This window comes from Polynucleobacter sp. AM-26B4, from assembly GCF_018882285.1.
Lineage (GTDB): Bacteria > Pseudomonadota > Gammaproteobacteria > Burkholderiales > Burkholderiaceae > Polynucleobacter.
Map to the genome: position 1 here is coordinate 807,184 of NZ_JACVOT010000001.1, position 14,973 is coordinate 822,156.

At 45.6% G+C, this 14,973-nt stretch carries 10 protein-coding genes; all 10 read right to left on the reverse strand.

Annotated features, from left to right (window positions below; genetic code table 11):
• Nucleotides 1-2 precede the first annotated feature (2 nt).
• The 10 genes from rplW to rpoB all read right to left on the reverse strand — a co-directional run bounded on the left by rplW (nucleotide 3) and on the right by rpoB (nucleotide 14,931).
• Entirely contained in the window at nucleotides 3-317 is a 315-nt protein-coding gene (gene rplW, locus ICE88_RS04055; protein WP_216249697.1) for a 50S ribosomal protein L23, read from the reverse strand.
• Entirely contained in the window at nucleotides 314-934 is a 621-nt protein-coding gene (rplD, locus tag ICE88_RS04060) for a 50S ribosomal protein L4 (RefSeq protein ID WP_216249700.1), read from the reverse strand. The genes rplW and rplD overlap by 4 nt, the downstream gene beginning before the upstream one ends.
• Before the next feature lie 11 nt (nucleotides 935-945).
• A complete protein-coding gene (rplC, locus tag ICE88_RS04065) occupies nucleotides 946-1,596 on the reverse strand; it encodes a 50S ribosomal protein L3 (RefSeq protein WP_215290583.1) in 651 nt (216 codons plus the stop codon).
• A gap of 138 nt (nucleotides 1,597-1,734) precedes the next feature.
• Nucleotides 1,735-2,046: a 30S ribosomal protein S10 gene (gene rpsJ / locus ICE88_RS04070; protein ID WP_011901899.1), complete on the reverse strand. Its 312-nt coding sequence runs from the start codon at nucleotides 2,044-2,046 to the stop codon at nucleotides 1,735-1,737.
• Nucleotides 2,047-2,139: 93 nt separating this feature from the next.
• Nucleotides 2,140-3,330, reverse strand: a complete 1,191-nt coding sequence (gene tuf / locus ICE88_RS04075; RefSeq protein ID WP_216249702.1) for an elongation factor Tu — start codon at nucleotides 3,328-3,330, stop codon at nucleotides 2,140-2,142.
• A gap of 36 nt (nucleotides 3,331-3,366) precedes the next feature.
• Nucleotides 3,367-5,469, reverse strand: coding sequence for an elongation factor G (gene fusA / locus ICE88_RS04080; protein ID WP_216249704.1), 2,103 nt, complete (start codon nucleotides 5,467-5,469; stop codon nucleotides 3,367-3,369).
• A gap of 24 nt (nucleotides 5,470-5,493) precedes the next feature.
• Nucleotides 5,494-5,964, reverse strand: a complete 471-nt coding sequence (gene rpsG / locus ICE88_RS04085) for a 30S ribosomal protein S7 (RefSeq protein WP_089514988.1) — start codon at nucleotides 5,962-5,964, stop codon at nucleotides 5,494-5,496.
• A gap of 127 nt (nucleotides 5,965-6,091) precedes the next feature.
• Nucleotides 6,092-6,469, reverse strand: a complete 378-nt coding sequence (gene rpsL / locus ICE88_RS04090; protein ID WP_215287687.1) for a 30S ribosomal protein S12 — start codon at nucleotides 6,467-6,469, stop codon at nucleotides 6,092-6,094.
• A gap of 121 nt (nucleotides 6,470-6,590) precedes the next feature.
• Complete coding sequence (gene rpoC, locus ICE88_RS04095; RefSeq protein WP_216249706.1) at nucleotides 6,591-10,829, reverse strand: DNA-directed RNA polymerase subunit beta'; 4,239 nt, start codon at nucleotides 10,827-10,829, stop codon at nucleotides 6,591-6,593.
• Between the two features lies 1 nt (nucleotide 10,830).
• Nucleotides 10,831-14,931, reverse strand: a complete 4,101-nt coding sequence (rpoB, locus tag ICE88_RS04100; RefSeq protein ID WP_216249708.1) for a DNA-directed RNA polymerase subunit beta — start codon at nucleotides 14,929-14,931, stop codon at nucleotides 10,831-10,833.
• Between the last annotated feature and the right edge of the window lie 42 nt (nucleotides 14,932-14,973).

Sequence of the window (14,973 nt, forward strand, 5' to 3'; positions counted from 1 at the left end):
GATTAATTTGCCTCCGCTTCAAAATTGATTTCTTGACCAGGCTTCAAACAAACATAAGCCTTCTTGGTGTGATTGCGGCGACCTTCAAAACGGCCAAAGCGCTTCGCTTTACCTTTTTGATTAACCACCTGAACAGACTCCACCTCTACTTTGAATAACAATTCAACAGCAGCTTTGATTTCTAATTTGTTTGCATCGCGCATTACTTGGAAAACCACTTGCTCATTCTTTTCTGCAACATATGTTGCTTTCTCAGAAATCACTGGGCCAACCAATACTTGCATCAAGCGATGATCGTTTTTACGTGTTGTGATCATTTGAGCATCTCCTCAATTTGAGCAACAGCTGACTTCAAGATCAACACTTTTTGGAAGTGAATCAATGAAAGTGGATCTGCATGCTGCACTTCAACTACGCCAACTTTATGCAAGTTACGTGAAGCCAAGTACAAGTTTTCATCAACCTTATCAGCGATGATCAATACTGACTCCAAGCCCATTGCTTTAACTTTTTCAGCCAACAACTTAGTCTTAGGCGCATCAACTGAGAAACTCTCAACGATGTTCAAACGACCTTCGCGCGCCAACTGAGACAAGATTGAACGCATACCTGCGCGATACATCTTTCTGTTAACTTTTTGTGAGAAGTTTTCTTCTGGTGAGTTAGGGAATATACGACCACCCCCGCGCCACAATGGTGAAGATGACATACCTGCACGAGCACGGCCTGTGCCTTTTTGGCGCCATGGCTTTTTCGTTGTATGTTTAACTTGTTCACGGTCTTTTTGAGCACGATTACCACTGCGGGCGTTGGCTTGATAAGCAACAACTACCTGGTGAATCAATGCTTCGTTATATTCACGCTCGAAAACTTCTGGTGAAGCAGAAACGCCTGCGCCCAGTTTTCCGTCAGCTTGTAGGAGCTTTAATTCCATTTGCGGGCCCCTTATTTAGCAGCAGCAGTTTTCACTGCTGGTGTGATGATGACTTTGCCGCCGCGAGAACCTGGAACTGCACCTTTGATCAAGAGCAATTTGCGTTCTGCATCGATACGAGCAACTTCAAGATTTTGAACTGTGCGTGTCACGTCACCCAAGTGACCTGTCATGCGCTTACCTGGGAAAACACGACCTGGATCCTGGGCCATACCGATAGAGCCAGGAACGTTGTGTGAACGTGAGTTACCGTGTGAAGCACGACCTGAAGCGAAGTGATAACGCTTGATGGTACCGGCGTAACCCTTACCAATCGTGGTACCTTGCACGTCAACTTTTTGACCAACGGCAAATGTATCAAGACCAATAATGTCGCCAACCTTAAGCTCACCAGCTTTAGCTGCGTCAATACGGAATTCATTAAGTGCGCTACCTGCCAATACACCAGCTTTTGCATAGTGACCAGCTTGAGGTTTTACAACGCGTGAAGCACGGCGAGTTCCAAATGCCAACTGAACAGCTGTGTAGCCGTCAGTTTCCTCGGTTTTAACTTGCGCAATGCGGTTATCGCTTACGTCGATAACTGTGACCGGCACAGCATCACCCTCTTCTGTGAAGAGGCGGGTCATGCCGACCTTACGGCCGATTAAGCCTAGGCTCATATCATTACTCCAATGCCGACTACGATTGGTCAGCGGAAATTTATATAAATAATACTTTTTTACTACTTTTTCCAGATATTTCTGGAAAGCCGACTATTGTAGCGCCTTTTTTTGGGCCCTGCAATAGCCTTTTTCTGCTTACTGAAGCTTAATTTCTACGTCTACACCAGCTGGAAGATCCAACTTCATCAACGCATCAACAGTTTTTTCAGTAGGATCAACGATATCCATCAAGCGCAAATGCGTGCGGATCTCTAATTGGTCACGTGAAGTCTTGTTAACGTGTGGTGAACGTAGGATGTCAAAACGCTCAATACGTGTTGGCAAAGGTACTGGACCCTTAACAACCGCACCAGTGCGCTTGGCTGTGTCTACGATTTCAGCAGCTGACTGGTCGATCAAACGATAGTCAAAAGCTTTTAATCTGATACGAATTTTCTGATTTTGCATTTTTTATCCTAAAGAGCAGTGCGATGTTGTCGCGATATAACTAAAGAGCGCGGTGACGTGCAACATTCACGTCACCGTTTTCTGCAAAACTAATTAATCTAAAACTTTAGCAACAACACCGGCGCCTACAGTACGGCCACCTTCACGGATCGCAAAACGGAGACCTTCTTCCATCGCGATCGGAGCGATCAACTTAACTGTAATTGTCACGTTATCACCAGGCATCACCATCTCTTTGTCTTTCGGCAATTCGATTGAACCTGTTACGTCCGTTGTACGGAAGTAGAACTGTGGACGGTAGTTGTTGAAGAATGGTGTGTGACGACCACCTTCGTCTTTGCTCAACACATACACTTCAGCTGTGAAGTGTGTGTGTGGCGTAATAGAACCTGGCTTAGCCAATACTTGACCACGCTCAACTTCTTCACGCTTTGTACCGCGTAACAAGATACCCACGTTGTCACCAGCTTGACCTTGGTCTAACAACTTACGGAACATCTCAACGCCTGTACATGTTGTCTTCAATGTTGGCTTGATACCGATGATCTCAATCTCTTCACCAACCTTAACAATACCGCGCTCAATACGACCAGTCACAACTGTACCGCGACCAGAAATAGAGAACACGTCTTCAACTGGCATCAAGAACGCGCCATCAATCGCACGCTCTGGTGTTGGAATGTATGTGTCCAATGCTTCAGCCAACTTCATGATGGCCTCTTCACCCAACGCACCTTTGTCGCCCTCAAGCGCCAACTTTGCTGAACCTTTAACGATTGGTGTGTCATCGCCTGGGAAGTCGTACTTAGACAACAGTTCGCGAACTTCCATTTCTACTAGCTCTAACAATTCTGCATCATCAACCATGTCGCACTTGTTCATGAACACGATGATGTATGGAACACCAACCTGGCGCGCCAACAAGATGTGCTCACGTGTTTGTGGCATAGGACCATCAGCAGCAGACACCACCAAAATAGCGCCGTCCATCTGGGCAGCACCAGTGATCATGTTCTTAACGTAGTCAGCGTGACCTGGGCAGTCAACGTGTGCGTAGTGACGGTTTGCTGTCTCGTACTCAACGTGTGCTGTATTAATCGTAATACCGCGTGCCTTCTCTTCTGGTGCAGCATCGATCTGGTCGTAAGCTTTTGCTTCGCCACCAAACTTCGCTGACAACACTGTAGCGATCGCTGCAGTCAATGTTGTTTTACCGTGGTCAACGTGACCAATTGTGCCTACGTTTACGTGCGGTTTTGTCCGCTCAAATTTCTCTTTTGCCATTTTTCAGCCTCTAATTCAAATAATTGTTAATTAAAATTACTTAGACTTTGCAGCAATCACTGCGTCAGCCACGTTCTTTGGAGCCTCAGAATAATGTTTGAATTCCATGGTGTATGTTGCACGACCTTGAGTCAATGAACGCAAACCTGTTGAATAACCAAACATCTCAGCCAAAGGCACTTCAGCGCGAACAATCTTGCCGCCGCCAGGAATGTCATCCATACCTTGCAAAATACCGCGACGTGAAGATAGGTCACCCATTACGTTACCCATGAAGTCTTCTGGAGTTTCAACTTCAACAGACATCATTGGCTCTAGCAATACTGGGCTAGCTCTGCGCATACCTTCTTTGAACGCCATTGAACCGGCCATTCTGAAAGCATTCTCGTTTGAGTCAACGTCATGGTATGAACCGAAGAACAATGTTGCTTTGATGTCGACCACTGGGTAACCAGCTAGCACACCATTGTTCAATGTTTCTTGAATACCTTTATCAACCGCTGGAATGTATTCACGAGGAACCACACCACCCTTGATAGCGTCAACGAACTCAAAACCTTTACCTGGCTCTTGTGGCTCCAACTTCAACACAACGTGACCATACTGACCACGACCACCAGACTGCTTAACAAACTTACCTTCAACTTCTTCGCAAACCTTGCGGATCGTTTCGCGGTAGGCAACCTGTGGCTTACCCACTGTTGCTTCAACACCAAACTCACGCTTCATACGGTCAACCAAAATTTCCAAGTGCAACTCACCCATACCGGAAATAATTGTTTGGCCAGATTCTTCGTCAGTCTTAACGCGGAATGAAGGATCTTCTTGTGCTAAACGATTCAATGCCAAGCCCATCTTCTCTTGGTCAGCCTTTGTCTTTGGCTCAACCGCCTGAGAAATCACTGGCTCTGGGAACACCATGCGCTCCAAAACAATCACACTGTCTGGATCACAAAGAGTTTCACCTGTTGTTGCTTCTTTCAAACCAACCGCAGCAGCGATATCGCCAGCATGAACTTCTTTAATTTCTTCACGTTGGTTAGCGTGCATCTGAAGAATACGACCTAGACGCTCTTTCTTACCTTTGATCGGGTTGTAAACAGTGTCGCCTGATTTAACAACACCAGAATAAACACGGAAGAAAATTAACTGACCAACGAATGGGTCTGTCATGATCTTGAATGCCAATGCAGAGAACTTCTCATCATCAGCAGCTTTACGAACACCTTGAGTGCCATCTTCCAATTCACCAGTCACTGGTGGAATATCAATTGGTGAAGGCATGAAATCGATCACAGCGTCCAACATCGCCTGAACGCCCTTGTTCTTAAATGCAGTACCGCACATCATTGGAACAATTTCGCTGGCAATCGTACGTGTACGCAATGCTTTTTTAATTTCTTCTTCAGTCAAAGCTTCGCCGCCCAAATACTTGTTCATCAAATCTTCTGATGACTCAGCAGCAGCTTCAACCATTTTCTCGCGCCACTCTTCAGCACTTGCTTGTAATTCCGCAGGAATATCTTCGTAAGTGAACTTAGTACCCTGTGATGCCTCATCCCAGAAAATAGCCTTCATCTTGATTAGGTCAACAACACCTTTGAAGTTTTCTTCTGCACCGATAGGAATCTGAACTGGAATTGGGTTTGCTTTCAAACGCAAACGCATTTGATCGTAAACCTTGAAAAAGTTTGCACCAGTACGGTCCATCTTGTTCACAAACGCTAAACGTGGAACCTTGTACTTGTTTGCTTGGCGCCATACTGTTTCTGATTGTGGCTGAACACCACCCACAGCACAGTAAACCATGCAAGCACCGTCCAACACGCGCATTGAGCGCTCAACTTCAATCGTGAAGTCTACGTGACCCGGTGTGTCAATGATGTTAATGCGGTGCTCTGGATAGTTACCAGCCATACCCTTCCAGAAAGCTGTTGTAGCCGCTGAAGTAATGGTGATGCCGCGCTCTTGTTCTTGTTCCATCCAGTCCATGGTAGCTGCGCCATCATGAACTTCGCCAATCTTGTGATTAACGCCGGTATAAAACAAAATACGTTCTGTTGTTGTCGTTTTTCCTGCGTCGATGTGCGCAGAGATACCAATATTACGATAACGCTCAATAGGGGTTTTACGTGCCACTTTATCCTCGTCTTTTCTGAGCTGTTAGAAACGGAAATGAGAGAAAGCTTTGTTAGCTTCTGCCATACGGTGAACTTCATCACGCTTCTTCATCGCACCGCCACGTCCTTCAGACGCTTCGATCAATTCATTAGCAAGACGCTGAGCCATTGATTTTTCGCCACGCTTCTTAGCTGCTTCACGCAACCAACGCATAGCCAAAGCCAAACGACGTGATGGACGAACCTCAACAGGCACCTGGTAGTTTGCGCCACCAACACGACGGCTCTTCACCTCAACCACAGGCTTAACGTTGCCCATGGCGATTGAAAATACTTCTAGGGGTTCTTTGTTGGCTTTCTTTTCGATGTGCTCGAAAGCGCCATAAACGATACGTTCTGCAACGGATTTTTTACCATCCAACATCAAAACGTTCATGAATTTAGCAACTTCAACGTTTCCAAATTTTGGATCCGGAAGAATTTCACGCTTGGGTACTTCGCGACGACGCGGCATTACAACTCCTAATTTTATTCAGTTAGAGGACCATTCCTCAAAGTTACTCAACTAGATCACAATTAATCCGAAGTAACCACTTACTTAGCAAGCTCCAATTGAGCTTGCTACTTGCGTAAAAAAGCTATTAAGCTTTCTTAGCGCGCTTCGCACCATACTTGGAGCGAGATTGCTTACGGTCTTTAACGCCTTGTAAGTCAAGTGAACCACGCACGATGTGATAACGCACACCTGGCAAGTCTTTCACACGACCACCGCGGATAAGAACCACTGAGTGTTCCTGCAAGTTGTGGCCTTCACCACCAATGTAGGAAATCACTTCAAATCCATTAGTCAAGCGTACTTTGGCTACTTTACGCAAAGCCGAGTTAGGCTTTTTTGGAGTAGTTGTGTATACGCGAGTACATACGCCACGGCGCTGAGGACAGTTCTCAAGCGCTGGGCTCTTACTTTTTACGATCTCAGAAGTACGGGGACTTCTAAGTAATTGATTAATTGTTGGCATAGCTTACTTTCAAAGCAGAAAATTCTGCGGTTTGCGAAGAACTCGACATTCTAGACCGGTCAGCTCCTGCCGTCAAGACGGCAAAAGCTGACTTTTTAGGTCTATTTTGTCCTTTTTGGCCTTATTCAGCCTCTCCTGTAGGTTCTAAATCCACGATTTCTTCAGATTTAGCCTCTTCAGCAGCAATCATTTCCGCACGTTCACGGTCCAACTGTTCGCGTACTTTACGTGCGCGACGGTAGGCCAAACCGGTACCGGCAGGAATGAGGCGACCAATGATGACGTTTTCTTTGAGACCACGAAGCGTATCAACTTTGCCCATGATGGCGGCTTCAGTAAGAACTCTGGTTGTTTCCTGGAAGGAAGCAGCAGAAATGAAGCTGTCTGTAGACAATGATGCTTTTGTAATACCCAATAGAACGTTGTCATACAACGCTGGACGCTTACCTTCCGCAATCATGCGGTCGTTTTCATCCAACATATCTGATCGTTCAACTTGTTCACCAGTGATGAATTTCGTATCAGCTGCGTCCGTGATTTGAACGCGACGTAACATTTGACGAACAATCACTTCAATGTGCTTGTCGTTAATCTTCACGCCTTGCAAACGATAAACGTCTTGAACTTCATCAACGATGTAGGTTGCCAACTCTTCGATACCCTTCAAGCGAAGAATATCGTGTGGATCAGCAGGACCCTCAACAATCATTTCACCCTTGTTCACAACTTGACCGTCGTGAACCAAGATTTGTTTCTCTTTAGGGATCAAGAACTCATGAGATTCGCCGTCCATATCAGTGATAACTAGACGCTGCTTACCTTTGGTTTCTTTACCGAAAGAAACTGTACCTGTTACTTTTGCCAAGATCGCTGCATCTTTTGGTGAACGAGCTTCGAATAGTTCTGCCACACGTGGCAAACCACCCGTGATGTCTCGTGTCTTTTGCGCTTCGATTGGAATACGCGCCAACACTTCACCAACGTGAACTTTTTGACCGTCTTTCACAGTGATCAAAGCGCCCACTTGCAAACCAATGGTTACTGGATGATCTGTACCAGCGATGAGAACTTCAGCGCCAGCTGCATCGTACAAGCGAATCATTGGGCGAACACCCTTTGCTGCCGCACTACGACGCTTACCATCAATAACAACCAAAGTAGACAAGCCAGTTACTTCGTCAACCTGCTTAGCAACTGTCACACCTTCTTCAACGTTTTCAAAGCGAACCACGCCTGAGTACTCAGTAATGATTGGACGAGTCAACGGATCCCAAGTTGCCAAAGTTGCGCCGGCCTTGATGGTGGCACCTTCTTTAAGTGTCAATGTTGCACCGTATGGAACCTTGTGACGCTCGCGCTCACGACTATTGTCATCAGTGATTAACGCTTCGCCTGAACGTGAAATAACAATCTGCTCACCTTTAGCATTTGTTACAAAACGCATTGTTGGCGTGAAACGCAAAATACCGTTTGATTTTGCTTCAACGTTATTTGCAACAGCAGCACGTGACGCAGCACCACCGATGTGGAATGTACGCATTGTTAACTGTGTACCTGGCTCACCAATTGATTGAGCAGCGATCACACCAACTGCCTCACCAGAGTTCACCATCGTGCCACGACCTAAGTCACGGCCATAACACTTCGCGCACAAACCAAAACGTGTTGCACATGACAATGGTGTGCGAACCTTAACTTCATCGATACCCAATGAGTCAATTAATTCAACGTCATCTTCTGTCAACATTGTGCCGTCAACGATGATGGTTTCTTGTGTGTCTGGATTAACAACATCACCGATACACACACGACCCAAGATACGATCGCTCAATGGCTCAATCACCTCGCCACCCTCAACCAAGGCCTTCATTGAAACGCCATTAGTTGTGCCGCAATCATCATCAAGAACTACTAAGTCTTGAGTCACATCCACCAAACGACGAGTCAAGTAACCAGAGTTAGCTGTCTTCAAAGCAGTGTCAGCCAAACCTTTACGAGCGCCGTGTGTTGAGATGAAGTACTGAAGAACGTTCAAGCCTTCACGGAAGTTAGCAGTAATCGGTGTTTCAATGATTGAGCCGTCTGGCTTAGCCATCAAACCACGCATACCAGCCAACTGACGAATCTGAGCAGCAGAACCACGCGCACCAGAGTCAGCCATCATGTAAATAGCGTTGAAAGATTCTTGCTTAACTGTTTTACCGTGACGATCAACAACGTTTTCTTGAGATAACTGCTCCATCATGGCCTTACCGACCTGATCACCAGCAGCACCCCAAATATCAACCACGTTGTTATAACGCTCTTGGTTAGTTACCAAGCCTGACATAAATTGCTTGTCATACTCTTTAACTTTACCGGCCGCTTCAGAAATAATTGTTTCCTTCTGAGCAGGGATCAACATGTCGTCAATCGCAATTGAGATACCAGCACGTGTTGCCAAACGGAAACCAGACTGCAATAGTTTGTCAGCAAAAATAACTGTTTCTCTCAAACCGCAACGACGGAATGACAAGTTAATCAAGCGAGAAATTTCTTTCTTTTTAAGCGCTTTGTTAATGCTGTCGAATGACATGCCTTTAGGCAAGATCTCTGACAACATGGCACGACCCACTGTTGTGTGACGCAATGTCACTTTCTTAGCAAAGCGTGCATCGCCTTCTGCTTCTTTATCAACTAAATCATATTCAGTGATACGAACTGCAATGCGTGTGGCCAACTCAACTTGCTTATTTTCATAAGCGCGAATCACTTCGCTGATATCGGCAAATGTCATACCCTCACCCTTGGCATTAATTGCCTCGCGTGTTGTGTAGTACAAGCCCAAAACGATATCTTGAGATGGAACAATTGAAGGTTCACCGTTGGCTGGGAACAAGATGTTGTTTGAAGCCAACATCAATGTGCGAGCCTCCATCTGAGCTTCCAAAGACAATGGAACGTGAACAGCCATTTGGTCACCGTCGAAGTCGGCGTTGAATGCCGCGCAAACGAGTGGGTGCAACTGAATAGCTTTACCTTCGATCAACATTGGCTCAAACGCTTGAATACCTAAGCGGTGCAATGTTGGCGCACGGTTCAACATCACTGGATGCTCGCGAATCACTTCTTCTAAGATGTCCCAAACGATTGGCGTTTGGTTTTCTACTTCTTTCTTAGCGGCTTTGATTGTTGTAGCAATACCCAATGTTTCTAGTTTGTTAAAAATGAATGGCTTGAATAGTTCAAGAGCCATCAATTTTGGCAAACCGCACTGATGTAACTTAAGTGTTGGACCAACCACGATCACTGAACGACCAGAGTAGTCAACGCGCTTACCTAACAAGTTTTGACGGAAACGGCCACCCTTACCCTTGATCATCTCTGCCAAAGACTTCAATGGACGCTTATTGGCACCAGTCATTGCTTTACCGCGACGACCGTTATCCAATAGTGAATCCACTGCTTCTTGTAGCATGCGCTTTTCGTTACGCACGATGATTTCTGGGGCGCGCAACTCTAACAAACGCTTCAAGCGGTTGTTACGGTTGATCACGCGACGATACAAATCGTTCAAGTCAGATGTTGCAAAACGACCACCATCCAATGGCACCAATGGGCGCAATTCAGGCGGCAATACTGGCAACACTTCCAAAATCATCCAGTCAGGCTTGATGCCAGAGCGTTGGAATGCCTCAAGAACTTTTAGACGCTTAGCAAACTTCTTAATTTTTGCTTCGCTGCCAGTTGCTTTCAAATCGGCACGCAACACTTCAACTTCACGATCGATGTCGATAGAGCGAAGTAATTCACGAACGCCTTCAGCACCCATGATCGCTGTGAACGCACCATCACCGAACTCTTCTAGCTTTGCGTAGTACTCGTCTTCAGACATGATCTGACCACGGCGCATTGCACCTTCAGGTGTTAAACCTGGGTCTACGATCACATATGCTTCAAAGTAAAGCACGCGCTCGATATCACGCAAGGTCATGTCCAAAACCATGCCCAAACGAGAAGGCAATGATTTCAAGAACCAAATGTGCGCAACAGGAGCTGCTAATTCAATGTGACCCATGCGCTCACGACGCACTTTGGCCAATGTCACTTCAACGCCGCACTTCTCGCAAATCACACCGCGATACTTTAAGCGCTTGTACTTACCGCATAAGCACTCGTAATCTTTGATTGGGCCAAAAATCTTAGCACAGAAAAGACCGTCGCGCTCAGGCTTGAAAGTACGGTAGTTAATTGTTTCTGGTTTACGAACTTCACCAAAAGACCAAGAACGGATCTTTTCTGGTGAAGCTAAACCAATCTTAATGGCGTCAAACTGCTCTTCGCCATGCGTCTGCTTAAATAGATCTAGCAATGCTTTCATATTAGCTGCGCTCCATGTCGATATCGATACCTAACGAGCGGATTTCTTTTACCAGCACGTTAAAGGACTCAGGCATGCCAGCATCAATGCTGTGCTCACCCTTGACGATGTTTTCGTAAACTTTGGTTCTACCGTTAACGTCATCTGACTTAACTGTGAGCATTTCCTGCAACACATAAGATGCGCCGTAGGCTTCCAAAGCCCAAACTTCCATCTCACCAAAACGCTGACCACCGAATTGAGCTTTACCGCCCAATGGCTGCTGCGTTACTAATGAGTAAGGGCCTGTAGAACGAGCGTGCATCTTGTCATCCACCAAGTGGTGAAGTTTCAAGACGTGCATCACACCAACTGTTACAGATCTTTCAAACGCTTCGCCTGTTCTTCCGTCAAACAAAGTGATTTGTTGACGTGAAGGTGTCATTGATAGACTCTTCGCAACGTCTGCTGGGTATGCCATTTCTAACATCTTGGCAATTTCACCCTCTGTTGCACCATCAAAGACTGGCGTTGCAAATGGAGCGCCATCTCTCAAGTTATTCGCTAACTCAAGAATTTGCTCATCTGTAAAGCTGTCTAAATCTTCTACGCGACCAGTTTCGTTGTATAGCTGCTTCAAGAACTTGCGCAATTGCTCTGCTTTAGCTTGAGCCTTTAGCATCTCCTGAATACGCTTACCAATACCAAGCGCAGCCCATCCCAAGTGAACCTCAAGAATCTGTCCAACGTTCATACGTGATGGAACGCCTAATGGGTTCAACACGATATCAACAGGTGAGCCATCAGCCATGTAAGGCATGTCTTCTACTGGAGTGATCTTTGAAACCACACCCTTGTTACCGTGACGACCAGCCATCTTGTCACCAGGTTGCAAGCGACGCTTAACCGCCAAGTAAACCTTGACCATCTTGATCACGCCTGGAGCTAACTCATCACCTTGAGTCAACTTCTTACGCTTCTCTTCAAAGTCTTGGTCAAACTGTGTGCGCTTAGCTTCAATAGCTTCTTTAATGGCTTCTAATTGAGCAGCAACATCTTCATCGGCTGGACGAATATCAAACCAGTGATATTTCTCAAGATCCGCTAAGTAATCTTTAGCAATCTTTGTGCCTTTTGCCAACTTCTTAGGTCCGCCATTAGCCACTTTGTTCAACAATAGTTTTTCTAAACGGCTGAATGCGTCACCTTCAACGATGCGCAACTGATCGTTCAAGTCTAAGCGATAACGCTTAAGCTCTTCGTCAATAATTGCTTGCGCACGTGCATCACGCTCAATGCCTTCACGTGTAAATACTTGCACGTCAATCACTGTGCCAGTCATACCTGAAGGAACACGCAATGAAGTGTCCTTAACGTCAGAAGCTTTTTCACCAAAAATTGCGCGCAAAAGTTTTTCTTCTGGGGTCAGCTGTGTTTCGCCTTTTGGCGTTACCTTACCAACCAATACGTCACCAGCTTCAACTTCAGCACCAATGTAAGTGATACCGCTGTCATCCAAACGGCTTAACTGTGTTTCAGCCAAGTTTGAGATATCGCGTGTGATTTCTTCAGGGCCTAGTTTTGTGTCACGAGCAACTACAGATAATTCTTCGATGTGAATTGATGTGTAGCGATCGTCCGCAACAACTTTTTCAGAAATCAAAATTGAGTCTTCGAAGTTGTAGCCGTTCCACGGCATAAACGCAACAACCATGTTCTGACCTAAAGCCAACTCACCCAAATCAGTTGATGCGCCATCAGCAATCACGTCGCCGCGATCAACAATGTCTCCAACCTTAACGATTGGGCGCTGATTGATGTTTGTGTTTTGGTTTGAACGTGTGTACTTGATGAGGTTGTAAATATCAACACCCACTTCGCCAGCCGCAGTTTCTTCGTCATTCACACGAATCACGATACGGTTAGCATCAGCGTAATCAACCTTACCACCACGAGTTGCCATTACGACAGTGCCTGAGTCAACCGCCACTGTACGCTCTAAGCCTGTTCCTACCAAAGGCTTTGTTGCGCGCAAACATGGTACCGCTTGACGTTGCATGTTCGCACCCATCAACGCACGGTTTGCGTCGTCGTGCTCTAAGAATGGCACGAGTGATGCAGCAGCAGAAACGATCTGGCTTGGCGCCACGTCAATGTACTGAATACGCTCTGGGCTCACCATCATTGTTTCGCCAGCTTCACGTGATGAAACTAATTCATCCGTTAATTTGCCTGACTTATCAATTGATGCGTTTGCCTGAGCAATCACGTATTTGGCTTCTTCAATAGCTGACAAATAATCAACTTGATCAGTTACCTTGCTATTAACAACTTTACGGTATGGTGTTTCCAAGAAACCATGCTCATTCAAACGAGCAAACAAAGCCAAAGAGTTGATCAAACCAATGTTTGGACCCTCTGGTGTTTCAATCGGACAAACACGACCATAGTGCGTTGGATGCACGTCGCGAACTTCGAAACCTGCGCGCTCACGCGTCAAACCACCAGGGCCCAATGCTGAAATACGACGCTTGTGCGTGATCTCTGACAATGGGTTTGTCTGATCCATAAACTGTGACAACTGTGAAGAACCGAAGAACTCACGAATTGCTGAAGAAATTGGCTTGCTGTTAATCAAATCATGAGGCATCAAGTTTTCTGTTTCAGCTTGACCCAAACGCTCTTTAACTGCTCGCTCTACACGTGACAAACCGGCACGGAATTGGTTTTCTGCCAACTCACCAACGCAACGCACACGACGATTACCTAAGTGATCGATGTCGTCTACTTCGCCTTTACCGTTTCTTAAATCAACCAATAACTTGATTGTGTCCAAGATGTCTTCGTTTGAGAGAACCATCAAACCTTCCATCACTGGACGATTTAAACGGCTATTAACTTTCATGCGACCTACGCGTGAAAGATCATAGGTATCTTCGTTGTAGAACAATCTTTGGAACAAAGCTTCAACAGCATCTTCTGTTGGAGGCTCACCAGGACGCATCATGCGATAAATCGCAATACGCGCAGCCATCTGATCAGCTGTTTCGTCAATGCGCAATGTTTGCGAAATGAATGAGCCTTGATCTAGGTCGTTTGTGTAAATTGTTTGTAACTCTTTAACGCCAGCTTCTCTTAAGTTAGCTAAAAGAGTTTCTGTGATTTCTTCGTTAGCAGTTGCAAGAACTTCACCTGTGTCGCCATCAACGATGTTTTTAGCAACAACGCGGCCAATCAAATAATCATCAGGAACATTGATGGTTGTTGTTTTAGCTGCTTCAAGATCGCGAATGTTTTTAGCATTGATACGCTTGTCTTTTGCAATAACAACATTGCCAGCCTTATCAGTGATATCAAATCTTGCAACTTCACCTTTTAAGCGCTCAGCAACAAAGTTCATTTGTGCGCCAGCAGCTTGTAGCTTGAAGTTATCAAAGCCGAAGAAGTTTTCCAAAATTTGCTCATCGTTCATGCCAATTGCTTTAAGCAAAATAGTTACTGGCATCTTGCGACGACGGTCAATACGGAAATACAAAATATCTTTTGGATCAAACTCAAAGTCTAACCATGAACCACGGTAAGGAATCACGCGAGCAGAGAACAACAATTTTCCTGAGCTGTGAGTCTTACCCTTGTCGTGTTCAAAGAACACGCCTGGTGAACGGTGCAACTGAGAAACAATCACACGCTCTGTACCGTTGATCACGAATGAGCCTGTATCAGTCATCAAAGGAATTTCACCCATGTAGACTTCTTGCTCTTTCACTTCTTTCACCTTTGTTGGCGCTTCGCGATCATTGATGATCAAGCGAACTTTGGCGCGCAAGGCTGAGTGGAATGTCAAACCACGTTGTTGACATTCTTTAACGTCAAACGGTGGGGTTGAAAGGTTGTACTGAACGAATTCCATACGAGCGAAACCATTGTTCGACACGATAGGGAATATTGAAGTGAATGCAGATTGCAAGCCTTCATTTAAACGGTCAGCAGGGCCTCTTGATTCTTGCAAGAATTTTGCATAAGACTCAAGTTGCGTTGTCAACAAGTAAGGTACTTGATGATTATTAGGGCGCTTAGCGAAGCTTTTACGGATACGCTTGCGTTCGGTGAAACTATAAGCCATGTCATCTCCGAATTTAAGCGACTGAGCAGAGATTTGGTGATT

What these genes read in the sequence shown, in the direction of transcription:
- rplW (WP_216249697.1), bottom strand. Translation starts at nt 317, where the DNA reads ATGATCACAACACGTAAAAACGATCATCGCTTGATGCAAGTATTGGTT.
- rplD (WP_216249700.1), bottom strand. Translation starts at nt 934, where the DNA reads ATGGAATTAAAGCTCCTACAAGCTGACGGAAAACTGGGCGCAGGCGTT.
- rplC (WP_215290583.1), bottom strand. Translation starts at nt 1,596, where the DNA reads ATGAGCCTAGGCTTAATCGGCCGTAAGGTCGGCATGACCCGCCTCTTC.
- rpsJ (WP_011901899.1), bottom strand. Translation starts at nt 2,046, where the DNA reads ATGCAAAATCAGAAAATTCGTATCAGATTAAAAGCTTTTGACTATCGT.
- tuf (WP_216249702.1), bottom strand. Translation starts at nt 3,330, where the DNA reads ATGGCAAAAGAGAAATTTGAGCGGACAAAACCGCACGTAAACGTAGGC.
- rpsG (WP_089514988.1), bottom strand. Translation starts at nt 5,964, where the DNA reads ATGCCGCGTCGTCGCGAAGTACCCAAGCGTGAAATTCTTCCGGATCCA.
- rpsL (WP_215287687.1), bottom strand. Translation starts at nt 6,469, where the DNA reads ATGCCAACAATTAATCAATTACTTAGAAGTCCCCGTACTTCTGAGATC.
- rpoC (WP_216249706.1), bottom strand. Translation starts at nt 10,829, where the DNA reads ATGAAAGCATTGCTAGATCTATTTAAGCAGACGCATGGCGAAGAGCAG.
- rpoB (WP_216249708.1), bottom strand. Translation starts at nt 14,931, where the DNA reads ATGGCTTATAGTTTCACCGAACGCAAGCGTATCCGTAAAAGCTTCGCT.